This window comes from Peribacillus sp. NPDC056705 (assembly GCF_043656335.1).
The window spans coordinates 25,122-50,412 of record NZ_JBHTYI010000033.1 but is presented as its reverse complement, the minus strand read 5'-3'; the positions used below and the strand labels follow the sequence as shown (position 1 = coordinate 50,412).

The 25,291-nt window shown below is 37.5% G+C and carries 19 protein-coding genes and 3 pseudogenes; 6 read left to right on the top strand and 16 right to left on the bottom strand.

Annotated elements, in window-relative coordinates:
• The first annotated feature begins 263 nt into the window (after nt 1-263).
• Nucleotides 264-803 carry a hypothetical protein gene (locus ACFRAK_RS23815; protein ID WP_394572628.1) on the top strand — a complete coding sequence of 180 codons (540 nt, stop codon included), beginning with the start codon at nt 264-266 and terminating at the stop codon, nt 801-803.
• A gap of 97 nt (nt 804-900) precedes the next feature.
• Here the strand turns inward: ACFRAK_RS23815 and ACFRAK_RS23810 are convergent, their stop codons facing one another.
• Nucleotides 901-1,470, bottom strand: coding sequence for a recombinase family protein (locus ACFRAK_RS23810; protein ID WP_394572631.1), 570 nt, complete (start codon nt 1,468-1,470; stop codon nt 901-903).
• A gap of 227 nt (nt 1,471-1,697) precedes the next feature.
• Between ACFRAK_RS23810 and ACFRAK_RS23805 the strand changes: the two genes are divergently transcribed.
• The 4 genes and pseudogenes from ACFRAK_RS23805 to ACFRAK_RS23790 all read left to right on the top strand — a co-directional run bounded on the left by ACFRAK_RS23805 (nt 1,698) and on the right by ACFRAK_RS23790 (nt 3,665).
• Nucleotides 1,698-2,750, top strand: coding sequence for a hypothetical protein (locus ACFRAK_RS23805; protein WP_387708786.1), 1,053 nt, complete (start codon nt 1,698-1,700; stop codon nt 2,748-2,750).
• A gap of 166 nt (nt 2,751-2,916) precedes the next feature.
• Nucleotides 2,917-3,222 (top strand): annotated as a pseudogene (locus ACFRAK_RS23800) (anthrax toxin lethal factor-related metalloendopeptidase); the annotation flags it as partial.
• On the top strand, nt 3,203-3,286 hold the full coding sequence (locus tag ACFRAK_RS23795) for a hypothetical protein (RefSeq protein WP_394572630.1): 84 nt from the start codon (nt 3,203-3,205) through the stop codon (nt 3,284-3,286). The pseudogene ACFRAK_RS23800 and the gene ACFRAK_RS23795, both read left to right, overlap by 20 nt.
• Nucleotides 3,287-3,398: 112 nt before the next feature.
• Nucleotides 3,399-3,665, top strand: a complete 267-nt coding sequence (locus ACFRAK_RS23790; RefSeq protein WP_387708856.1) for a hypothetical protein — start codon at nt 3,399-3,401, stop codon at nt 3,663-3,665.
• Between the two features lie 23 nt (nt 3,666-3,688).
• Here the strand turns inward: ACFRAK_RS23790 and glaH are convergent, their stop codons facing one another.
• The 8 genes from glaH to ytaF form a co-directional block, all read right to left on the bottom strand.
• Entirely contained in the window at nt 3,689-4,627 is a 939-nt protein-coding gene (gene glaH, locus ACFRAK_RS23785; protein ID WP_394572627.1) for a glutarate dioxygenase GlaH, read from the bottom strand.
• 326 nt (nt 4,628-4,953) lie between these two features.
• Complete coding sequence (locus tag ACFRAK_RS23780; protein WP_098373302.1) at nt 4,954-5,295, bottom strand: DUF3870 domain-containing protein; 342 nt, start codon at nt 5,293-5,295, stop codon at nt 4,954-4,956.
• Nucleotides 5,296-5,324: 29 nt separating this feature from the next.
• Nucleotides 5,325-6,542, bottom strand: coding sequence for an L-2-hydroxyglutarate oxidase (lhgO, locus tag ACFRAK_RS23775; RefSeq protein ID WP_387598725.1), 1,218 nt, complete (start codon nt 6,540-6,542; stop codon nt 5,325-5,327).
• A 14-nt stretch (nt 6,543-6,556) separates the two neighbouring features.
• Nucleotides 6,557-7,231, bottom strand: coding sequence for a GntR family transcriptional regulator (locus tag ACFRAK_RS23770; RefSeq protein ID WP_394572626.1), 675 nt, complete (start codon nt 7,229-7,231; stop codon nt 6,557-6,559).
• A gap of 970 nt (nt 7,232-8,201) precedes the next feature.
• On the bottom strand, nt 8,202-8,783 hold the full coding sequence (locus tag ACFRAK_RS23765; RefSeq protein WP_387598731.1) for an undecaprenyl-diphosphatase: 582 nt from the start codon (nt 8,781-8,783) through the stop codon (nt 8,202-8,204).
• 149 nt (nt 8,784-8,932) lie between these two features.
• On the bottom strand, nt 8,933-9,889 hold the full coding sequence (locus ACFRAK_RS23760) for an LCP family protein (protein WP_394572625.1): 957 nt from the start codon (nt 9,887-9,889) through the stop codon (nt 8,933-8,935).
• A gap of 39 nt (nt 9,890-9,928) precedes the next feature.
• Nucleotides 9,929-10,579, bottom strand: coding sequence for a helix-turn-helix domain-containing protein (locus ACFRAK_RS23755; RefSeq protein WP_394572624.1), 651 nt, complete (start codon nt 10,577-10,579; stop codon nt 9,929-9,931).
• 158 nt (nt 10,580-10,737) lie between these two features.
• Nucleotides 10,738-11,367: a sporulation membrane protein YtaF gene (gene ytaF, locus ACFRAK_RS23750; protein WP_394572623.1), complete on the bottom strand. Its 630-nt coding sequence runs from the start codon at nt 11,365-11,367 to the stop codon at nt 10,738-10,740.
• A 1,277-nt stretch (nt 11,368-12,644) separates the two neighbouring features.
• Here ytaF and ACFRAK_RS23745 point away from each other — a divergent pair.
• Complete coding sequence (locus ACFRAK_RS23745) at nt 12,645-12,836, top strand: hypothetical protein (protein ID WP_387598747.1); 192 nt, start codon at nt 12,645-12,647, stop codon at nt 12,834-12,836.
• Nucleotides 12,837-13,602: 766 nt separating this feature from the next.
• On the opposite strand, the gene ACFRAK_RS23740 is transcribed toward ACFRAK_RS23745, so the two are convergent.
• The 7 genes and pseudogenes from ACFRAK_RS23740 to ACFRAK_RS23710 all read right to left on the bottom strand — a co-directional run bounded on the left by ACFRAK_RS23740 (nt 13,603) and on the right by ACFRAK_RS23710 (nt 25,261).
• Nucleotides 13,603-14,175 (bottom strand): tyrosine-type recombinase/integrase, encoded by a 573-nt coding sequence (locus tag ACFRAK_RS23740; RefSeq protein ID WP_249595880.1) that lies wholly within the window; start codon nt 14,173-14,175, stop codon nt 13,603-13,605.
• Between the two features lie 597 nt (nt 14,176-14,772).
• Nucleotides 14,773-15,744 carry a UV DNA damage repair endonuclease UvsE gene (uvsE, locus tag ACFRAK_RS23735; RefSeq protein WP_387598749.1) on the bottom strand — a complete coding sequence of 324 codons (972 nt, stop codon included), beginning with the start codon at nt 15,742-15,744 and terminating at the stop codon, nt 14,773-14,775.
• A gap of 179 nt (nt 15,745-15,923) precedes the next feature.
• Nucleotides 15,924-16,427: a PCYCGC motif-containing (lipo)protein gene (locus ACFRAK_RS23730; protein WP_387598752.1), complete on the bottom strand. Its 504-nt coding sequence runs from the start codon at nt 16,425-16,427 to the stop codon at nt 15,924-15,926.
• A 794-nt stretch (nt 16,428-17,221) separates the two neighbouring features.
• Nucleotides 17,222-17,743: pseudogene (locus ACFRAK_RS23725) on the bottom strand (helical membrane plugin domain-containing protein); the annotation flags it as partial.
• A complete protein-coding gene (gene fdhF, locus ACFRAK_RS23720) occupies nt 17,736-20,699 on the bottom strand; it encodes a formate dehydrogenase subunit alpha (protein ID WP_394572622.1) in 2,964 nt (987 codons plus the stop codon). The pseudogene ACFRAK_RS23725 and the gene fdhF, both read right to left, overlap by 8 nt.
• 182 nt (nt 20,700-20,881) lie before the next feature.
• Nucleotides 20,882-22,765, bottom strand: a pseudogene (pulA, locus tag ACFRAK_RS23715) (type I pullulanase); the annotation flags it as partial.
• A gap of 366 nt (nt 22,766-23,131) precedes the next feature.
• Nucleotides 23,132-25,261, bottom strand: coding sequence for an ATP-dependent Clp protease ATP-binding subunit (locus ACFRAK_RS23710; protein ID WP_387598761.1), 2,130 nt, complete (start codon nt 25,259-25,261; stop codon nt 23,132-23,134).
• Nucleotides 25,262-25,291: the final 30 nt, after the last annotated feature.

Sequence of the window (25,291 nt, the reverse complement as noted above, 5' to 3'; positions counted from 1 at the left end):
ATGGAAGAACCAATCCGTAGTAATTCTTGTTTCAAACTAACGAGAATATCTTCTTTGTTGCTCATATAAAATTTACACCTCAAAGTAGTTGGTTAATAAGTTAATTTTGGCAAATATATGGTATTAATATTTAATTATTTTCGTCATAATATAATTACATAACACTCTAGCAAAGAAGCTTAAATGAACCAACATTATAAATCGGAGCTCCAGAGAGGTAAATAATCAGGTTATTAATTTCTAAGGAATGGGAGTGTTTACTTTTGAGTTATGAATTAAAAGAATTAGATCCAACCAAATGTAAGTATTCTTTCCGATTAGGCAAATTTGATTGTTATGAATTAAGAAAAGGTGTGTGCTCTTTATATTTAAGTGAAGATGAAGCAGAACGTATAAGCATAGAAGAAGGTAATGAATTTCATGATAGCAATGTTATGTCGTGTCGTGAATTAGCAAAATCTTTGCTAAATGATAATTATTTTGAAAACCCTAGTTTCCAAGAGTCGGTTTTTTCAATTAAAATGCATCCCAGAGATTGTGGGCATTTTGTATTTTCAGATGGTCAGCATAGAACGTGCATTGCTAAACATCTAAATATCAACTCGATGTATGCCAATATAGAAAATTATCCAAGAGATTATAGTTTGATTTGCAGAGCTTGTTACAGTAAACAAAAAAAGGAAATAGAAAATAGGAAAATAATAAATCGTATGATTTCAAAACTAAAATGGAAAAAAGTTAAAGAAAAAGAAATTCCATCAGATTTAATTGATGAAGAATACATGAATTTTAAAGAAAAATAAGGGGTATATTATATACGATATACCAATAAAACCGTTTCATTATTAAACTAACCTGACCCGTTAGTTCCATAAGAAAAGAGCTACCACAGCAGCCCCATTACCTTTTAGCATATAACGTGGAACGTGGAACTCCTGTAGCTTTTACTATATCATTTACACTCATTCCGTTTGTTTCACGTTCATTATAAAGCTTAATAGCTCGTTTTAAAGTCTTTTCGTCTTGTCCTGGTCTTCCCATATGTTTCCCTTGCCTTTTTGCTCTCTCCCTACCTTCTGTAGTTCTTTCTACAATAAGGTCACGTTCAAATTGTGCGAAAGACCCTAAAATATTAAAAAGGAGTGTTTGTAAGCTATTTCCTTCGTTTGAACCATCAAACTTCATATCCTCTTTAACAAATCTAACCTTAACCCCTTTTTCAGCTAATTCATGAACTATCTTATTTAAGTCCATGATAGAACGAGCTAAACGATCTATTTTTGTTACTACTAATGTATCCCCTTCTCGGGCAAATTCAATAGCTTCATAAAGTTGGGTTCTTTGTTTTGTACTTGTTCCGGTTACTTTTTCAACAAAGAGCTTTTTGCACCCTTCATTTTCCAAAATTTCCTTTTGTGTTTCTAAATCTTGGCCAGTAGTTGAAACTCTCGCATAACCAATTAACAATATGTATCATCCTCTGTCTATAAGTCTTAAATCTTTTACACAGTTAATTGTAGACCAACTTTTAGACATAAAACAAGAAAAAATAAACAAATAATTCTACTGCATTTTAGAATGTCTTAAAGTTTTAACTTTTAGACATAAAAAGATCGATACTTACGTTAAGAAAAGTTAGACTAAATGGTCACTTCTAATATCCCTTGCTGTAAAATAAAAATCAAAAAGGGGAAAATATGAAAAAGTTAAAATTGAAGTATGAAGCAATAGTATACGGATTACAGCCCATGGAAAACAATTATAGTGTGGACGAGTTCGCTTTCAAACTAAAACAAATAGACTTAAAGAAATACGAAGAGGCATTTAATGCTAATCCATATTTAGCAAATCCTACTCTCTTCTATTGGTGTATACCATTTGATGGTGATGAAAAACATTATTATTGTTGCTTTGAAAATGATGACCCAATTGAAATTGAGATTTCAAATAATAATGGAGCTTCAAAAGGTAAAATAAAAAAATACGTTGAAAAAAACTTTGATGAATTATGTAACAAAGTCCTATACCTTGAAAAAGTACTTAGATTAGTAACAAACCTTGATATTTTTATCCCAGTAATAAATTTTGAAGTTTACGATGAAGAAATGGAATTTGTAGAAAAACGCTTTTTTACGCAAGTTTTCTCACCATTAGACCATGCTTCTAGGTTTTCAGAAAAAAACTGGAAATTACAATCTAGTAGACTAAATTTCCATATGCGTTGGGATTTAATGACAAAAAGGATGAGCGAAAATAAAGAATATAGTCGTGCCCTAGATTATTTTGATCAATCTTTTTCTGTTAATAACATTTCAGTAAAACTTTTATGTCTATTCGCATCACTTGAATCGTTATTTAATTATGACAAAGAGAAAATTGCTGAAAAAGTTTCAACTTATACAAGTAAGTTAATTTTTGATAAAGATAAGAAAGATAAAACCTATTCAAGAATAAAAAAATTGTATGATGAACGTTCGAAGTATATTCATGGACAAAGCACAGATAGAATAACATACCTCTATTATGAGGAACTTAAAGAATTTGTGAGAATTGTTCTCTTAAATTATTGGTTTGTATCAATGTACGATGAAGTAAAAGATAATAAGGAAATGATCAGTTTTCTAGATGAAGAGAAACCTCTAAGCAAGGATACACAACTTTCTATTCGAGCAGTAAGGGAAACGGATTACACTAAATTTTATTCAGATGTAAGAGAGAAACTTGAGAATGGTGATACAGATATTCTTTAAAGATATAGGAAATTTCGGTTCATCTTTTTTGCGAACGGTGCGACTTTTTTATAAACAGTTCATCTTTATTTCAAAGCCACAACTGGTGAAAGTGGTGTAAGGGTCCAAACTATTTAATGGTGATTTAACAAAAAATCAATCCGCAGCCAAATTTAAGGGGAAAACTCCGCGGGGTTATTTGAATAAAGTAACAACTTGGGATGATGTGCCTGGTATGGGCGGATCACATACGGTATTGGTTAAAATCGGAGCAAGTGATAAGGGCAACGGGCATGGATCGGTTAATTTGGAACTGCATGAGCTAGGGTACTCCATTGATAATATAGTGTTTGATGGAATCCGTGAAGACATGGATTATTTGAAGATTTGGGGTAAGGAAGTGGATGGGCTGTTTCCTGGGGATAACGTATTTTTCCAACTACCCAGAGGAATACTGTGCAGAAACGTTTGCCATGTTTTATGTGAACAATGAACAAAATCAATTGCTTAGCCAAAAAGCACCAGAGACTTATAATTTTATTAAACAATTAGATTAAACATTGGGCAATAATAAGTTAAAATAGGATTAGAGATAAAATTAGTATAGAACATCCAGAATATGTTTTTGAGATTTGTCCTACCTTGCGATGAAGGGAGGTGGGATAATCAGTGACTTTTTTTGAGATCATAAGCTTTATTGCTGAATTAGTTGGAATATTGTCGGACTTAAATGAGCTTCTAACATCAGATTCAAATGGTGCTTTAGACATCATACTTTTTAGACTTTTACGCAATAAAAAAGAAAAGAACCCTAATCTTGTAAATTCCTTCCATTTACAAGATTACTCTTTAACTGAACCTAAAAAAAAGATAAATTGCTTTCCAACTCTTCGGTTGAAAAGAATTTATCTTAAAATGGTGTTTGGGGATGAATAAAAATTTGGGTTTACAAAATGAAACTATTGATTGAATCTTCCGCGCTGGCGAAGTAATTCACGGTTCAGGTTCGGATCCTTTTCAAATGCAGCGCGTCCGTGAAGCCAGAATATATTATTTACGACAACTAAATCTCCAACAGGCAGTTCCAGTTCAAGCACACTTTCATCGCTTTCTAATGAATTGGATAAATCGCGTAAATATTTGGCTTGTTCGATTGATTCAGGATAAACGAATTGATCGATAAAACATATACCAGGTTTGTTATTATGATTGAAGAAAGTCAATCTTTCAATCTCCTGATCAATATTTTTGCTTTTTGGAGCTTTATACGTGAATTTGTGGCTGGATAATGGTTGATTCACATACATATCAAGCTCTTTCCAATCGTCTAAGTGCAATAAACGTGATTCTCCACCGCGTGCATTTTGTTCGATCATCTTCATCATTAGTAACCAATCCGTCGGTTCATCTACAAAGGTGCCGTCCGTATGAAGGGTAAATAAACGATAAGCCTGACGCAAATACGAATCACTACTATCCGTGTCTTGAACACTAAAGCGGGCATAATATTTTCCTGACATGGCATCATGGTTTGGAGTTCCCAGCAAGTATGAAATGGCCGTTGCAAAAATGACGTATTCATCCGTATTTTCCGTAACACCCTCCAAGCCTAGTGTGAAGCCTCCGGATTCTCGATCATGAACGATGTTCCGAAGCACTTCACCAAAATCTTCACCCACTTGATCCAATAAATATGAAGCAACGATGATTCGTGCATATGGTGTATATTCCAGATGTTGAACAGACTGTTTATCCTTCGATACGGTTTCTAAAAAAGCGGCAATTGCCTCTTTTGAAATTTCAATATGATATAAACGGCTGGATTGAGGGTGAACTTTCACCTCGTATTTTTCTGTTTTCCTTTCGAACTTTGCTCTCTTTTTTTCTGCAATGCTCATGAATAATTCCTCCTGTTATTTGTAATATAGGTGACAAAGTTAACGGGAAATATAAAAAGCCAGTCGCACATGATCCCCAAATAAATAGGAATCGAACTGTACAACTGGCTTATATTCACTTCACTGCTCTATGCAAATAGAGTCACAGCGAATATGCAGTTTATGTATGATTTATTTTTCCTGTTTCCAATCATTATGATCTTTACACGATTCTGAAAAGGTATTTTCCAAAGGTGTTAATGTCATAATATTGGCTTAATTCCATTAAAACGTTTTTTCGTAAAATTGTCAACCTTTTTAACATATTATTCTGAAAAATTATATTGTTAACTTGGTAGTTTCGATTTATCTCCTGCTTTAATTTGCTGAAAATGGAGATCGAGGTCTTTCAAGGCAGCAATCAGTGCGTTAGCCGCTTTTCCCCGATAATAAGATTGGATGGATTCAATCGCGTCATCAACACCATCATTTAAACTGATCCCTTTTAATAAACGCCCAATAAATTCCCTGCCATGCTCTGTTGCCAGTGTACAGGAAGCTTCCAGGACAACCCCATATTTAGCATCGACTTCTGCAGTGATGGTCAGTGTTTCAAAGACACTTTTCGCTGCCATCCCTTGAGGTAAACGTGCATGACCTGCAATGAAAATTGTTTTACCATTGAACATGAGGCGTCTTCCTCTCTCTTTAACGAATTTTATTTTGTCAATACAGCTTCCAATAAGTGTGTTTGTTCCGGAATGCGGTTAACAACCTCTTTTCCGATTTCAATCGAGGCTGTTGCTGCAGGTGACGGTGCATTACATACATGGATGGTCCGTTTCCCCATTATAATATGAAAATCATCCACCATATTACCATCATCCTGTAACGCCTGGGCCCGTACTCCAGCAGGTGCAGGTATTAAATCATCTTCTTGAATTTCAGGAATCAACTCCTGCAGGCTTTTCGTAAATTGCTTTTTACTAAAAGAGCGGACATATTCCTCCATCCCTTCCTTCATGAATTTACTGGCCAGCTTCCAAAAACCTTTATAGCTTAAAACTTCAGTTAAATCTTTCGCATTGAAGTCCGTTTTCTTATAACCTTCCCGTTTGAAACTTAGTACAGCGTTTGGACCGGCATCTACTTCACCGCTAATCATCCGAGTAAAATGAACCCCTAAAAATGGAAACTTCGGGTTAGGTACCGGATAAATCAAATGATTGACAAGGAAGCGTTTTTCAGGCTTCAGTTTAAAATACTCACCGCGAAACGGGACAATTTTCATATCAGTTTTATACCCAGCTGCTGCTGCGATACGGTCACTGTGCAACCCTGCGCAATTAATGACCATTTTTGCTTTAATGGTACCGTTGTTCGTATCGATGATGACATCATCAAAATCCTCGTTGATTTTCTCGACCTTTGTTTTCAGCTTAATTTCACCGCCGTTGCCCCGGATGATATCCGCCATCTTTTCACTTACCTGACGATAATTGACGATGCCGGCTTGCGGGACGCGAATCGCACCAAGCCCATTGACATGTGGTTCGATTTCCTTTAACTCATCCACACCAATTCTTTGTATTGCCAGTTCATTTTGCAAACCGCGGGAATATAAATCATCTAAGAGGGGTAACTCTTCTGGCTTTGTTGCAACAATGACCTTTCCGCAAATATCATGTTCAATTCCATGCGACCGGCAGAATTCCGTCATTGATTTGCTTCCTTGACGGGCAAACCGTGCCTTGAAACTGCCCGGTTTATAATAAATTCCTGAATGAATGACGCCGCTGTTATGTCCCGTTTGATGATCTGCAACAACAGCCTCTTTTTCAATGACTACCACTTTAGCATTAGGAAAACGCTGGTAAAGTGCCATTCCTGTCGATAATCCTACAATTCCTCCGCCAACAATTGCGAAATCATACACAATTAACACTCCTTTTATTGATGATTTTTAGTATTCAGCAACTCCATATACGTAATTAAATTGTTCTTAGTCCGTAAGATGTGAAATTCTACTGCTGCCCTTAGTTCTGCAGGATCCCCTCTTAGTGCCGCTTCATATATCATCCGGTGTTCCCGTTGCGTTTCTGGGTAATAATCAATCAGCAAATTCGGCGCTATGGGGGAGATCCCCAGCGTTTCTACCATTTTTTGAACCCTTGGCCATGGGCACCCTTTTCGGAGGGTTTCGTGAAAAGCCGCATTCAAAAAGATATAATGCTCATTGGTTTCATCAGATAACTGAATTCCTTCCATTTCAATCAAAATTCCCTTTAGTTTTTCTTTGTCCTCCTTTGTTAAGTAAGGAAGTGATTTTTCTACTGCAAGGCCTTCAAGCAGAGACCTAGTATGATAAATTTCTTCAATATCATCCCGGGTAATCGGTGTGACGATCGCTCCTTTATGGGGAACCATTTCCACCAACCCTTCCAGTTGAAGCTGTGTTAGGGCCTCACGGATGGGCATCCTGCTAACTTCCAGGCGATCGGCCCACTCCTCTTGGATGAGTCGCTCTCCCTTTTTCAAAGTCCCATTCAAAATCGCTTTCCTAAGACTTTTTGTTACGTTTTTAACAATTGTTGATTTATCTCTTCCAGAATTTGCATTATCCAATCCAGCGTCCACCTTTCGATATTGGATACAATTTTAACTATAACAACTATATAAAGCGATTACAATACTGAAAATTAAATATATTGTATCCAATTATAAAAATAATGGATACAAAACTTTAGAAAACGATCTTCTTCAGACCTTATTATCATTTATGGCACTCGTTTATTTAAACAACCTGGTATTTGTTCCAAAACCATTAAAATTCACAAATTTCAAATAAGGAACCAACGCAAAAACCAGCTTCAAAATTACCCTTGCAGCAAAAGAAGCTGGTCATCTTTTTTGATTATAGGGTGGCACCATATCGCTATTAAGCAAGGGGTGCCCAGAATATATTTTAATGGGATATGTTCCGTTGGGACATTTTTCTGCAGAAATATTTGTAATATACACGTTGATTCCACTCACCCATATACTCCCTTTTAAATAATCTACATTAATCCCCAAAAAATCCCCTAATACAGTCTTTGGTTGAAAACGACCCATTAATGGATGGTGAAATCTTGATTTATGAGGTTAATATTGTGTTAGGTATGGCTATTAATGAGTCAGAACTCGACATATGTATAACAAATAGACCTTCAGAAACGAAGGTCTACTTTTATGCTCCTTGTACATACCAATTATCTTACTTTAAATATTTTTGAAAAGTATATTTTCTTTGTTATATATATACTTTGTTGAAACCAAGATTATTTAAATAATGGCCAAATACCTTATATGCATATAAAGTATTTGGCCAACCAAATCCAAATTCTGAATGGACTCATCTCCATACAATCGATAATTAGAATCCCTACAATGAGGTCTAGTAAGTATTTGGGTGTAATAATCGAATTGTAATCCATACCATCCTGTTTATTGACTGCTGCATGATTGGACCATCTAATCGTCTATTAATATTTGTCTCTGTTTTCTTTTTCTTCACCGTGTGTGTTTCTATTATTTTGCTTTCCGTTTCAAAGGATTAATAACTTTTTTCACTTTGACCATTTTTGGGAACTAACGGAATTTTATTATATATATGGATGACCATCCTAGGAATCGGCTGCAAAAAGGGGCTAATCTTATAAATAAATATACTTACAATAGTCGCTACAGCAATGCTGCCAAGTACATCAAATGGATAATGGTGACCCACATATACACGAGAGATACCGGTTAATAACGCAAGCAAGACCATTCCAAATCCGATTTTACGGTGGCGTAATAAGACCGCTAAAGACAATGCAAATGCACCTGTAGTATGGTCACTTGGAAAAGAGGCATCAGCGGCATGTGAAAGTAATAAATGAACATTATGTGTTACAAATGGACGGGGTTCAAAGTAAATAAGACCAATAACAATGTTAATGAATAAACTCAATACCCCCGTCATAGCAGCAAAGACGACTGTATGTTTATGTTTTTCTTTCCCAAAAACCCACATCGCAATTAACGATACCGCATAAATCAGCAATGCTTTTTGTGTAGCAAAGACCATAAACTCGTCCAATAAAGGATGATGACCCGCAAGTTGATTAATTGATTGAAATAATTCGTAATTCATGAAAAAACCTCATCTCTCTAAAAAGTTATCTATTTGTTCAATAATTTAACATTATTCTCAAATACTCGTAGAAAATTATGTTCAAATTAGTAAACATGCAAAAAAGGCCACGTACAAATGACTTTTATATCGTGGTCAGTGGTCCTACCTCATTGACTGATATTACTTTCATCTTCAGTTGATTCTAAAAAGGCTTTTAAAGCTTGCTTGTTTTTATTGATATCAATTTTAAGCACAGCTCCCACGTTAACCGTTTCATTCTCATATGAATCTTGAACTGGTATCCGAATACTTTCCATACTTTTTGATTTCCCAGCAATTAACCCTTTGCCAATTGATAGAATAGTTGGAGTATCTACATTTGTATCAATATAAGGGTCAGCCACTCCAAGGATCTTTGGTAGATTTACCAAACTATGAACACTGACGGCTTGTTCTTTGATCTTTAAGACTACTTCCTGCTGTCTTTCCACCCGGCCAAAATCACTTAGACGATCGTGGCGAAATCGAACATAGCCTAACAATTTATCACCATGTAATATTTGTTTACCTGGATGCAGTGTCATCCCAATTCCATAGGACATTTCATATGGAATATCGACCTCGACTCCTTTAGGGGCAACGATATCGACTATTTTTGAAAACCCTTCAAAATCGACAACGGCATAGTAATTAATATCCACATCAAAATTTTCCTTAATCGTTTTCCTTACTAATTCAGGCCCGCCGAATGCAAAAGCGGCATTTATTTTTTGCATACCATGACCAGGAATATCCACATATGTATCCCTCATAATCGAAGCGATTTTCATAATATGAGTGTTTTGGTTATAATGAGCGATCATTAAGGTATCAGAACGTGCATGCTCCTCACCCCGTGAATCATTTCCAAATAATAAAATATTAATCTCTCCAAATTGAGGTTCAGTGCCTTGGAAGTCTTCAAACGTTTTTTGATCGCTCTTATACTTACCATTACTCGCTTCAGACAATCCATTTTTATATTGATAAATAACATAAATGGCTACTGTTACAAATAATAAAAGAACTGTGAAAAGGAGTTTTCTTAGCTTTCGTTTCTTATTTATTCTTACATTTTTTTTCATTTGGAATATCACCTGTCAGAATCGTTTTTATGTTTAGTCTCATGCTTTTGTTGATAATGAATTTAAAACAAGTTTTACTGCGATTGCATCATCTAAATACCCAATTGGAAAAATGTAATCAGGGATAACATCTACCGAAATAATAAAATAAATGAGCGCACTGCCAATGATGGCGAGCTCAGCAGAAGTACCATTTCTTAAGCGAAACCGATCAAACATTTCCTTAAACTGGCTAATGAACGGACCTATGCTGCCAACTTTCATAAGCTTTTTCTCAAAGCCATTTAGAATAGTCTCTTTTCCCTCCTCGGTGTATGAATATAGTTGATATTTTGTCAATTGCTGTTCAACGCTCTCAATAGTGAACGTTTTATTATATAATTCAGAGGATTCGAGGAAACTTTGAATGCTGTCTATAGACGAATGAATATCTGAATACTGCTGTTCCTGTCTTTGGTCAATGGAGTAACCAGCTGCTACAAATAAATCAGCGATAGGAATATCAAGACAGTCGGCAAATTTTTGCAAATGCTCTGGATTTGCTCTTCGCTTACCATTAATAATCCGTGAGATGGTTGCTGTATCAATGTTAGTTAACTCACTAAGTTTTCTCATTGATAATGAGCGTTCCTTCAGTAATTCTTTTAACAGCAAACCAAGTTTACTAGTTTTTGGTTTATCATCTGACATACTCTTCCCTCCCATATCGGACTTCGAAATTTATCTAGTTTTACAAATGAGGATACGATTCTACTCAAGCATTTTTATAGAGTAATAAAGAAAGTGTTCTTGTGGAATATACCTAAGTGTTGACATTTTGTCAATGGAAAATGGTTATTTGGTAAATATTAAAAGAATGTTCTAATAGCAATTATTAAAATAATGATCCCGCTAATGTATGTTCCGAATTCACCTAGTGTAAAAGAGCCAATACGAACGGAAGCTAATTTATGCCCTAACCTAACTCCTGCCCAAACACTGATAATACTACCAAAAGCCGCTGTTAGTGAAATAGCAAGTGGTGAAAGCCCAAGTAAACCGGCACCTAAGCCATTGGTAAGGGCATTCGCTGATAAGGCTACCCCAAGAATCACAGCTTCCCCCCAGCCAATTTCACCTGAGTTATCGACATCAGCAGCTTCAGGATTTTTAAAAACCCCTTTCATGCTTGGAGATGGGTTGCTATGGTCATGGCTTACGACTACTTTCTTATTACGTGGTGTAGCTAATAAAATAATTCTTATACCTATAATAATTAGAAAGAGCGCTCCAATAATCATTGGGAACATACCTGGCAAAATCTTGGAAAGCCAAACTCCAAAGGAAATTCCCGTTATACTCATAAGAAAACATATAAACCCAATCAAAAAGTTGGCACCTAAGCCTATCCGTATTTTGCGAATTCCATAAGAAATACTTACTCCTAAATTATCGACACTGGATGAAACAGCAAAAGCCAAGATGATTAGCCAAGACACATTAGTTCACTCCTAATTTTTTTACATTATATTGATCAAATTGACTAAATGTGCTTATTTATTTCTAAAGTGTTGATAAAAAGTCAACAAACTCTGCTAGTTTAACTAGTAAACTAAGCAGGAGTAAATTCATTAATGAATGCCTTATATGCTTTTCGGGAAATGAATGATACTGGGAAAAGAAAATTACCTAAACATGCGCTACTGGATTTTTTACCGAAACGCTGGAAAAAACACACGTTTATGATGATGAAGGCAATATTAATAGCTCTTATTAGGAGAAATTGCTGCTCTAAATGAGCTTAGAAATCATATCCGTTCAGGGGATGTATAGGTTATAGGGGGGCGATTACATCATAATTTTGATGAGTATTAAGCTTCGAGTGAAGAATGGGAAACAGCGAAAGTGAATGGGACAACCGTTTTCGTTTATCGATGAGTTTATCTTTAGCAAAGCGTCTTACATGGGTTTAAAATAATTTGGGTTCACATGAGGGCATTAATATTAATAAATCTAAATCACATGATGATCGTTTAGAAAAAGATACCCCTGAAGATGCAAGCTCATATACCTTATCGCGTTATAATCGGTTACCTCGCATTCAACCTTTAGATTTACTGATAGAAGTGGCTGGATAGACAGGGTTTGCTGAAGCATTTGTTCATGCAACTACAAATCGTGCTCCAAAAGGAATAGAAAGAATAGTTACCATAATATAATTATGGTAACTACTATATGAGTCATTTTTATTCATTTTTGAGATCATATGATTTATTAGTTGTTCAAAAAGGACTAATGACATGGTTCATGCTCTATATCGCAAAGTAAATATGGAGAAATAATAAAAAACAAAGTGATTACTTATGATGGCCTTGGTGCAGGTAAATCACCATACTTTATAAAACATGCAAACTATGTTGAAGATGTATTGGCACTAATGGATTACCTATAACTTAATCAGGCAACGATTGCAGGCCATTCCACCCGGGACAGATTGTCCTCCATATAGATAAGTTGCCAGTGCTTGCCCTTCATTCACCAACATATCAAATCGTTATCGATAGTCCGTACAAAAACCACATTGTTCGAATGCTCAGGCATCATTGCGGGCGCATGCGTAAGTGGCCCGCTGATTTCTGGATGAAATGACCTCAGCAATGGAACGATTAGGTGAATTGAATTACAAAGCTTTATTTATTATCGGCAAAAAGGACTTGGCAGATAATTTTCGAGTTGCCGATTGTTTTCGTAGGCCAGCATCAGGGAAGTGGTTGAAGTGAAGGCAGAAGCAATCATCTTGGAGATACCAAATAAGCAGCTTGAATATATAGTCAATGGTGCCATTAATAATATATACAAAAACGTGGAAGTCCATCGGTTCTATCTGCACTTGCAAACTCAGCCAGGGGCTGATGAAGAGTTGATTAAATACAGCCATCTCCTTATTGAGGAAACACTAACAGTTTGAGTTGCCATGCAAAAGATTTGAATTAATGGGAGAAAAGGAGCCGAGGAAACAATCGTTATATTTTTCATCTGTGCTCCGAGGAATTATTTTGATGATATCTACCTATCCACAGCAGTTTCCAATAGAATAAATGAAGAAGTAAATTATAAGGGAGTTTTGTAACTGTTCTAACGTTTAATAGGGCTTATCTTGAATAAAGTTTAAACAAGGATCTTCACAATCGGGCTCTTTTCTGGAGTGAAAAATGCGCTCTATTCACAGCTAAGTGTTCATAACAAATAACCAGATAATATCTTGGTGGGGTATTAGCTGGTTTTATCTCCGATTAAAATGTTGCAAACTATGACACTTTCTCTCAGCGCAAGTATTTGTTACAATTTTCCCATTCGGCATGGTATGATAAAATCATTTATTTTCCAAGGACTTTCCAAATGCATGCAAGTACTTCACTTCCGTATGAAAAACAGCGTCCCAATTTCATTACTCGGTCCGAGCTTTGGTAATTTTCGAAACTCTCACTGAAGTCTTTTTTTTCTTGTAAAGCGTACCCAACTCCAATCTACATCAACTAAATAAAAAAGTGTTTGCATTATGCTCCCCACTCCGCTAGTTCTGGAACGGAGAAGCTCTTCCTCTTACACCTCTCCTCAACGATACCATCCAGTTATATTGAAATAATTTTACGCTGAATACCTCCCTATTATAGGAATGTGGTAATAAATAAAAAATTGAGTAATACTGGTCGGCTATAAATCGCCCCGGTCAGTTAGTAATAGAAATCCATCAATGTTTCGTCCATTAAATCCTGTGTGAGTCCTATGTAAATCATTGTATCTTTTGGATTGGAATGATTAAGGATTTGCTGCAGTAAAGCAATATCCTTGAATTTTTGATAATGCAAATAGCCGAAAGTTTTCCGAAGGGTATGTGTACCGACATCCGGAATGTCTGCCATTTCAGCTGCTTTATTCAGCACCCGATAAGCCTGTACCCTAGTGATTGGACCATTTCCTTTTCGACTCGGAAATAAATACTGTTCATTCTTCAGGTTCGACTTCCGGACATATTTCCTTACTTCCTTCCGTAGTTGAGGATTAACCAGGAATCTCTTAATTTTATCAGTTTTTTGCTCAACAATGACTATATGCGTACCCTCAAGAATATCTTTAACCCGCAATTGTAAAAGATCCCCTATACGTAACCCAATGTTTATCCCGATTGAAAACATCATATAATCCCTATAGCTGCAATATTTTAATAATGACTTTTTCATCTTTTCTATGTGATCCAACCGGCGTATCGGCTGGACATTCTTTATTTTTTGAGAGGTTGCTTGCATGAATGGCTCATTCCCCTTTCCCCTTCTTTCATTGTACGTGAACAGGTGAAAAAAAGGCAAGTTTTATAAATTTTGATACCCTTATAAACCTTGATATAACGCGTTTTCGAATGTATCAATAGAGGTCCTTTGTTACATTCGGAATATTCTTATAAAAAAACCGAAAAATCGTTTTAAATCTACCAACCTCCATTAACCGCCTCTATAGCCTCATATGGCTTTTTTAATCCGAACTCGATTATTGACTCTAAGAAATTAAAACAACAGCTTTAAAAGTGAAATATGAAGCTCGCTTTTTGACTTTTATTATAATTTTTTATTAAAATATACGATATTAAACAAAACTGTTTTTCTTTTTTTAATATTGTCTCTTTTCTATATTAATATAAGGGAAACGCCACCGATTTCCCCTGCTAAGAAATGTCCAGCATTAATTACAATTTATTCCTGTGAGAACAAATAAAATTGGTCCCGGGATTTCTTTTCCTCATTTGTTGTTAGATTCATTTATGTTAACAATAATTATGTTATGTAAACAATTATTTTTGATAAAGAGAATCTTAGTTACTTCCCTTTTTCAAATGTACCTCCAACCAATTAATGAATATAAAAACTGGCATCATCTATGATTTCTATTTCTTTGTAACTTTTTAGCTCATCCATCAATCGGAAAAGTGCACCATCCTTTTGTTTTGCTTCAATCATGCAATCAAGCTGTGGTAAGCTTCCCTTTATTTGTTGCAAAAATTCCATGAACATTCCTATATCCACAAAGTCAGCGTGTGCTCGAAATTCCTTATCGGACCTTGGACTTGATATATGCATTTTAGGAGGTAGCTTCGAAATACTCCAGGTATTTAATATACGGTTCCAATGATCTTTCCAATCTTCACTTGGTAACTGATGTGCGAGGTAATGGTGGTAATCAAAAACCATCGGAATCCCTAATTTCTCACATAAATAAAGAGTTTCCGATAAAGTATAGGTAGTATCATCATTCTCAAGAATGACCATTCTCTGAATCGATTCAGGAATCAAACCCCAATTATGGATGAACTGCTCTAATGCCTGAACATGCTCCCCATAACCGCCCCCAACATGGAGAACGCAGCGGTGCTCGGGATCGACTCCCATTTTTTTCAATAACGTATGATGCATTATTAATGTTTTTAAAGATGTCTTCAGAATATCGATATTTGTACTATTCAAGATGACGAAATGATCTGGGTGAAAATCTATCCTTATTTTTGGGTGGTCTGTAATGAATGTTTTTAATTTAGCCAGTTCTTCTGAAATCGGATCGATGTAATCCCATTCTGGTATTTCTGGATGATTGGCTAAAGGGATTAGTTTTGAAGAAAGCCTAAAGAACTGGATATTATTAGCTTCGTTATGAATCAGCAAACGCCAGCAATTATGAAGATTGGAAATCGAAATACGTTCGAGCTTCCTTATCGCGGCATCTCTGTCCTTAATTTTCGAAAACTGAGCAAAAGTCATCGTTTGGGATGGTGAACAGTTTGGAACATGATTACTCATGGCTACATAACCAAGGCGGATTAATGTCAATGGGATAACTCCTTTACGGTTTTATGTTTATTGGAAGTATTCCCCTTTGCAATCAATATTATATATGTAAGCAACCATCCCTCCCCAAAATAAAAAAATGGCCTTTTTCCGAATGAATATCGGGCAAAAGCCATTTTTCCAACTATCATATTCACGCTAGAATTTCATTCTCTTTCCTTTTACACTGCAGGGGTCGGGGTTGGTTTAGCATATCCACTTTTATATTTTTCATCGATTTTATTCCGGATCTCTTTGATGCTCATACCGTCATTCAAGTCCAATATGGATTGTGCAGCTATTTCTAAGCAAACTCCGCATTTCGTCCCGTGGTCATCCCAAACGACTTCACCATTCTTTTTATTATCATGAATAAAACAATCGTAATTATTTTTATGGTTAGCTGACTCACCACAACCGCAGTAACAAGGTATTTTTTCAAGTAAATTTTTGTTTTGCGCAACAGCTAAATAGATTGTCTTCATATCCTCAGGTTTATCAGCTAAGAAATCCGGTGCTATCTCCTTGCTGATGGTCTCCTCCTGAATATCACCGGATACCGAATGTTCTGAATGTCCTTCATGACTGTTTTCTTTTTGAATAACACTTTCCTCTTCACTTGAACAACCTGAAAGTATTAATGAAGAACAGATCCCTAAAGTGATGGTCATTAATTTTAGCTTCATTTATACACTCCTTGATCAATTTGATATCCCCATTTTATGGTACCCAAGGGATTTCTACAAGCATTAGGTTCCATAATGATAAGGATTTGAAATAACAAGTATACTAAAATGCCTTACTGGTACGACTTCGTGCGTATTATTAAAATATTAACCAAACTTTAAAAAAGACTCTTTTCGTAAAGATTGTTGTTTTTAAAAACTAAACGATTTAAGGTTGATGGAGCGCAAGTGCGAGACTCCTGCGGGAGCAGCGGGACAGGTGTTGAGACCCCACAAGGGCGTTAACACCGAGGAGGCTCACCGCCCGAACATCTAGAGGGGATATCAACTACACCGCTTTCCTTGGTAAATAGCAACAAAGTATGCCTAAAAAAAGAATGTAGTGTCCTATTCTCACTTTTCAACCCTTTTGATTAAGTGTGTGTATGTTCGTTTCTCTGATGATTGACTTTATTATTTGAATCTAATAAAAATATTTTAATAAAAGCCTAGTGAGAAATTTATTACTTACCTTTCAAAAAAAGCCGATGATTCCATATAAAGGAATCACCGGCTTAAGTATTTTATTGAGAATTCGTCACCTTTACTAACATTCCAATATTCCTGAGACGAACGAGCAAAGATCCTTAATTCTTACTTCTCAATAAAGTTAGCGGAATGGTTACGAGTGAAACTCCTGCAGCGATCCAAAACCAGCTGGTATATCGTTTTTTTCCTCTTCCGCCTTCACTGGGTATACTTGATCCGTATGATTTACTTGTGGTCGGCCGTTCTATGTCTGCTGTTTCATTCGCTTTATGCAATTGCTGATTCTCTGGTAGTTGGGTAGTTCTTTCTAAATCGCTTGTATCTTCTCCCATTCCTTTAAGGAAGGTCATCAGAAAAGTCATGGCTTGTTTGACTTCTTGGTCATTCAAGGAACGCATCAATGCTAGATAGCTTGGCTTATCAGGAGTTTTATCCGCTTCGGCCACACGGGCAATCCCTGAATTGACTTTAAGGATAAGCGGTTCAAGCTGCTGAACATTAAGTGATCCTAAAGTGCCAAGTATGAGAAGGAGATTTTTTAGCGTATTTGATGTTTCTGGGGTGTCTGCTGTTTTGACCAGAATGTTCAGCACTTTGTCCCCTTCCTTCAACAAACTGTTAACCATTGATAATATCCCACGATCCTGCATGCCTTTCATAACTTCAAACGTTTCTTTAATCACTTCTTTATTTTCCAAAAGGGTACGCTCTATCTCCTCGAGTTCAATTCTTCTTCTTTCTTCATCGTTTAAGGTGATTCGATTGATCACTTTTGTCGCTTTAGCCACGGTTCCTCTCCTCCTTTTTGATTTTCAAGAGGTCACCTGGGAATATATAATCTTCGCGGGCCCATTTTTTTTGTACTTGTACACCTATCTGTGGTTGTGGATTACCATTTCGATGGTTGATGCTCGGCAATGGATTATCTCCCTTGACCCTAAGCACTTCCATTTTTGCCTGAACTTCCTTATAGGCAGGGGTATCGGTATCTTTATCTGAATGGCTGCTTGTCAATTGGTTGATTGCCCCGTCACCTGAATCGTTCATCGGCAGATAAACCTCTTTACCTTTTACACGATCTGTAATCAGGCATTGCACTTTTGCATTTCCATATGGTGAAGTTAGCCGAACAAGAGTGCCATCCTCAAGCCCTCTATCTTTTGCCAATTCCCGTGATACCTCAAGGAATACTTTTGGCGTTTTGGAAATGAGGCCTTTTGATTTATAAGTCATGTTACCTTCGTGGAAATGTTCCAACAATCGGCCATTATTCACATGGATATCAAACTCATCCCCAAAGTCAATCGGTCTGGTCCATTCGACTGGAAAAAACCTTGCTTTTCCATCGGGGAAAGGAAAAGCTTCCGTGAATAAAAGCGGCGTATCTTTACCATCTGGTGCCACTGGCCATTGGAGACTTTTATATCCTTCCAAGCGTTCATAACTTACTCCAGCATATAATGGTGATAGTTTTGCTGCTTCGTCCATGATTTCACTTGGGTGCTCATAATTCCAACCTGCTCCTAACGAATTAGCTACATTCATAATGATTTGCCAATCAGGTTTTGAGTCACCCAACGGTTCAAAGACTTGATATAGACGTTGAATACGGCGTTCGGTATTCGTGAAGGTACCTTCTTTTTCAAAGCTTGGGCTTGCTGGGAGGACGACATCCGCGAATTCTGCCGTTCTTGATAAAAAGATATCTTGTACCACAAAGAAGTCCAGTTTTTCAAATGCTTCATGAACATGATTGATATTGGAATCGACCAAACCCATATCTTCTCCTTTTAAGTACATTGCCTTGATGGTACCTGCATGAATCCCTTCGACCATTTCATGATTATTAAGGCCAGGGTTTTCTGGTATTTTTGCACCCCAGATGTTTTCATATTTCGCACGTACATTTTTGTCCGTTACTTTTTCGTAACCTGGCAAGCGATCCGGCATACTGCCAAAGTCGCTGGCTCCTTGGACATTATTATGTCCGCGTAAAGGATAAGTACCTGTTCCAGGTTTACCGTAGTTGCCTGTTATGAGCAATAAATTGGAAATTGCAGTACTCGTATCGCTTCCTCCGCCATGCTGGGTAACTCCCATGGCCCAGAGCGTTGCGACGCTCCCCGCTTCATGAATGGCTTCTGCAAGCGAAATTAAATCTTCTTTAGCTATCCCTGTTACTTTTTCCGCATATTCCATTGTGTAAGGTTCTAAAGTCCTGATGTATTCCTCCATCCCATTTACACGATTTTTGATGAAGTTTTTATCTGTCCAACCTTTGTCGACGATATATTTAGTCACGGCGGACAGCCAAATGATATCCGACCCCGGAGCAGGCTGGATGAAGAGATCGGAACGTTCAGCCATTTCATGCTTTCTGATGTCCGCCACAATCAGCTTCTGTTTACCTAGTTTATGGGAACGTTTGATTCTGGTAGCCAAAACGGGGTGGGATTCGGATGTATTGGAGCCTATGATCAATACAAGTTCGGACTTTTCGATATCTTTTATCCCTCCTGTATCCCCGCCATATCCAACCGTTCTGAATAATCCTAAAGTAGCCGGCGTTTGACAATACCGGGAACAGTTATCCACGTTATTGGTGCCAATGATTCCCCTTGCCAGCTTTTGCATTAAATAGGACTCTTCATTGGTGCATTTGGAAGACGTTATGAAAGCCATTGAATCCGGTCCGTGATACTCTTTAATTTCGGTGAATTTTCGGGAAATCAATTCAAGGGCTTCATCCCATTCAACTTCCTTGAACGCATCTCCTTCTCTAATTAAAGGTTTTGTGAGTCTTTCTTCACTATTCACGAAATCCCATCCGAATTTCCCTTTTACACAAGTTGAAATTCCATTTGCAGGTGCCTCCACTTGCGGTTCGATTTTTAGGATTTTACGATCTTTGGTCCAAACGTCAAAGCTGCATCCTACCCCACAGTATGTACAAACCGTTTTTGTCTTCTTGATCCTTGCATCCCTCATGGCTGATTCCATATCTGAAATCGCTAAAATCGAACCATATCCCGTTTCAACATTTTTCGTGATTTCTATCATGGGTCGAAGAGTTTGTTTAGCGATGCCGGTTAAAAATCCAGCTTCCCCTTCCATTCCTTTTTCCATCATTGCATTACACGGACAAACTGTGGAACAGTGTCCACATGACACACATGATGATTCGTTGATTGGAACATTATTGTCCCAAATGACTCGCGGGCGTTTAGCTTCCCAATCAATGGTCAATGTTTCAGTGACCTGTACATCTTGACATGCTTCAACACAACGGCCGCAAAGGATGCATTGATCCGGATCATATCGATAAAATGGATTTGACCGATCTACTTCATATGGTTTTTGATCAAAAGGAACACTTTGATGATTTACCCTCATTTCCTTAACCGTATTGTGGATTTCACAAGTGCCATTATTATAATCGCAAACAGTACAATAAAGCTCATGGTTATACAATATCTTGTCCATCGCCATGACCTGTGCTTCTTTTACATCTGGTGCAACTGTATCGATTACATCCCCAGCCTTGATCTTGGTGGAACAAGACCTTACAAGTTCTCCATTAACGCTCACTAAACATGTATCACATGTTTCGATAGGCCCCAGGCTAGGATGGTAACAAACATTCGGGATTTCAATCGAGCTATCCGTCAGCATTTGTAAAATTGTTTGATTACCTTCCAGGCTGGCCTCGACACCATTGATTGTTATCTGTACTTTCTCTGGCAAAATAATCGCTCCCCTCTTAAAAAACGATAAAATTCATCATTAAGTATTTTCTACCCCCGCACATTTTTTCTCAAACTTGCGATAGAAAATAGTGGAAGATTTCATATGACCAATAATTTTCATATCATAAAATGAAATAAAGTCAAAGTGAGACATAGGATTCACTCACTTCGACTTTATTATCATTCGTTAGAATTTGTTTTCAGTACAAACGAACTTAAAGGGGCAACGGTAATCTGACTTTTAACCCTTTCTATTTCTTCCAGGCCCGCCCGCTGACCATCCACTAAAACAGACCAATCACCTTCGTGGGGAAGGGAAATGGTTATCGTGTCCCAATTTGCATTATGAATCACTGCAATTTTGTAATCATTATGTTTTAAAGTAAATGCAACCGCATTTGGCGGAGCATCAATGAATTGTAAATGCTCCTCAATTTCCTCAGGTGTGCTTAACCTAAAAACAGCATGATTTTTCCTGAGCGAAATTAGTCCTTTCATATACTCCACTTCCCGATCTAACACGGCTCTCCTTTTCCAATCCAACCGGTTAATCCAATCGGAAGATTGATAGCTATTTTCATCCCCATCCTTCGTACGCATGAACTCTTGTCCAGCATGTATCATTGGAATTCCCTGTGACAGTAATACGACGGCCGAAGCTAATTTATGCATCTGTTTCCGTACCTGTTCTGTCGCATCTGGATTAGTGATGAGAAGCTTATCCCATAAAGTATAATTGTCATGTGCTTCAACATAATTGATCACTTGATCTGGTCTTTGATAGGTTGCTATATCTTCGTCATATTTCAAACCACCAGCGATGCCCTTTTTTATTATATCTTCCATTCCTGGTTTGCCATTCACGAAACCTTTATCATGTTCATTCATTACAAACCCTTTTAAACCATCACGGATCGCATCGTTAAAGTGAGCGATTCCAGGCATTTTACAAGCATTCTTTTGATTTGCTTTCAGCTCTTGGGCCAGGGGTGTATCCATATCCCAGCCTTCTCCCAAAACAATGATAGATGGATCAATTTCTGCCAGTGCCTTTTTCACCTCATTCATCGTTTCCACATCATGAATCCCCATTAAATCGAAACGAAAACCATCAAGGTTAAATTCCTTCGCCCAATAGGTTACAGATTCAACGATGAATTTTCGCATCATTTTACGTTCAGACGCTGTGTCATTTCCTACACCGGTTCCATTAGATAAGGTGCCGTCGGCGTTAAAGCGAAAAAAGTAAGTGGGAACGAGTTTATGGAAGTTTGAGCCCTCCACTGTATAAACGTGATTATACACAACATCCATGATTACGCGTAAACCATGATCGTGTAAACCTTGAATCATTTCCTTTAACTCCCTGATCCTGACTTTTGGTTGATACGGATCAGTCGAATAAGAACCCTCGGGAGCATTATAATTCTGTGGATCATATCCCCAGTTATATTGTGGTTCATTCAATTTCATTTCATTGACTGTAGCAAAATCGAATATCGGGATAAACTGAACATGGGTAACACCTAGATCTTTAATATGATCAAGACCCGTTTTCGCTCCTTCAGGGCCTTTGGTGCCGGCTTCGATCACTCCTAAGAATTTACCTTTATGATGGATTCCGCTTTCAGGATGAATCGACAGATCCCGTGTATGCAATTCATAAATGACTATGTCCTCGGCTTTTTCGAGTGGTGGTTTATTCCGTGTCCACCTTTCAGGATTCGTATCATTTAAATCTATCACGACTCCTTTATTACCATTAACAGTAACTGCACGAACATAGGGGTCGACGGCTTCACTCCAGGTTTCTCCCACTCTCACTTTATATGTATAAATCAAGCCATCCTGATCTCCGTTCAGCTCAACGGTCCATGTCCCCTTCTGCGAACGAACCATCTGAATCTCCATTCCATCTGTATCATCCCAATGGTTATAAGTGACTAGCTTAGCTTCAGATGCAAGTGGTGCCCATAATCGGAATGCCGTTTTATCTTTAAGATAGGAATTTCCTAAATCTTTGCCTTCATAGAAATATAGTTCATCCAATTCCGACGGTTTCACTGGATTAATATTTGCAATCGGCAGAGATTCCAACTGATTTTCCCCTTCATTATCCATTGGTTTTCGATTATCTTTATTTTCCTCTTCAAAATAAGAAAGTGAATCTTTAATAGGTCATTCCTCCATTGAAATCCCCAATATAGAACAGGAATTATTAATATTTATAATCATAAGCGAATCTTCCCTCATGTTATGATTCCACAGGCGTTTCCCATCAAAACATTCGATCGGCAAATTATGTCGAAAATTCAGAAATCTACATTTAAATTGATAGCTATAGGTCAATTAGCCCTACCTATCATTTTATAAAAATAAAAAAATGCCTCCATAACAGTTTTACGGTCTTGGAGGCATTTCTAGTACTCTTTATGGTGTTTTAATAATTTTCACAGAGGTATCCTCAACAATTGCAGTGAAGTTCTTAACTTCAGGCTGCTCAAAGATAAAGTCAGTGATGCCGTCTTCGAGTTGTTCTTGAAGTACACGGCGGAGCGGTCTCGCTCCGAAAGCTGGGTGATATCCGAGTTCAATTAGCCTTTGTTTCGCTTCATTCGTTACATCTAAAGATAAACCATTTGCAGCAAGGGTTTCGTCTAGCTCGTGAATCATGATATCAACGATTTGCAGAAGATCTTCCTTCTTCAATGCCGAGAATTCAATGATGCTATCGAAGCGGTTCAAGAATTCCGGTTTGAAGAAACTGCCTAAAGATTGTAGGATTGAAGCCTCTTCCACAGCTGAACTTGTACCGAATCCCATTACTTTTTGTTTCTCACCGACCCCAGCATTACTCGTCATGATGATCACGGTATCTTTAAAAGTAACGGTCCGCCCTTGACTGTCGGTTAAGCGGCCATCTTCCATGATTTGCAGGAACATATGCAATACATCCGGATGTGCCTTTTCGATTTCATCCAATAGGATGATACTGTAAGGTTTGCGGCGAACTTTTTCCGTCAATTGCCCAGCTTCCTCATGCCCTACATATCCAGGAGGAGAACCGATTAATTTAGAAACACTGTGTTTCTCCATGAATTCACTCATGTCAAGACGAATCATCGCTTCCTTGTCCCCGAACAATTCCTCTGCGAGAGTTTTCGCCAATTCGGTTTTACCTACTCCTGTCGGACCAACGAAAAGGAAAGATCCGGTAGGACGATTTTTGGATTTTAACCCTGCACGACTTCTTCGAACGGCCTTGGAAACCTTTTTGACAGCCTCTTGCTGCCCGATTACTTTTTTCATAAGCTCCTCTTGGAGATGAACCATTTTTTCTTGCTCATCTTCTTGAAGCTTACCTACAGGTATACCAGTCTTTTGTTCAATGATATTTTGAATGTCTTCAACGGTAACGGTTGGCTTAATTGCATCTTCCCCAGCCTGCAAGGACTTTTCCAGTTTTTCTTCTTCATCACGAAGAAGTGCAGCTTTTTCATATGCTTCTTCTTTTAAGGCCATTTCTTTTTCTTTATAAATTTGCGCCAGACGCTCTTTCATGTTTTCTACCTGGCCGTCTTCGATGTTCAAGTTCAATTTGGAACCAGCTTCATCCATTAAGTCTATTGCCTTATCAGGCAGGAATCGGTCTTGAATATAGCGATTCGAGAGTTCAACAGCCGCTTTTAGGGCTTCCTCACTATATGATACACCATGATAAGATTCATAACTATCTTTTAAACCATGTAAGATGACCAATGCCTCAGCCGTTGTCGGCTCATTAACGTGAACAGGCTGGAAACGTCTTTCAAGGGCACCATCTTTTTCAATTTTCCTATATTCGGATAAAGTTGTTGCTCCGACAAGCTGAAGTTCACCGCGTGCAAGTGCAGGTTTCAAGATATTCCCTGCATCCATTGATCCTTCGGCTGAACCCGCTCCTACAAGTTGATGAATTTCATCGATGAATAAAATGACATTTTTTCTTTCCTGCAATTCACTGATCAATTGCTTCATTCGTTCTTCGAATTGCCCTCTAATTCCAGTATTCGAAACAAGGGACGCTACATCAAGCATATATACAAGCTTATTACGTAATTTAACAGGCACTGAACCTTCTACAATCGCTAAAGCAAGACCTTCGGCAATGGCTGTTTTACCGACACCAGGTTCACCGATTAAAACGGGATTATTTTTATTGCGTCTATTAAGAACTTCAATGACGCGTTTGATTTCTTCATTTCTTCCGATAACCGGATCGATAAGTCCAGCTTTCGCAGCATCGGTCAAATTGCGGCCATACTCCTCAAGCAATCCTCCGTCCTCGCCATGTTCAGCTAAATCCGGTTTTGGTACATCATTATAATTAAATGGATTGAATGAATTTGGAAATCCATTATATTGGAATTTTCCTGTATCCATTCCGCCCATTGCTGCTCCAAGTTTGTTTCGTTCTTCTTTATAACAAGTGGAGCACAGTTTCACATCATGCTCCTGACCATTCATATTTAGGTGAACTTGAATATTTGCTTGGTTTACATGACATTTTTCACAAAGCATGTAGTACTCCTCCTTTTAAAAAATGAATTC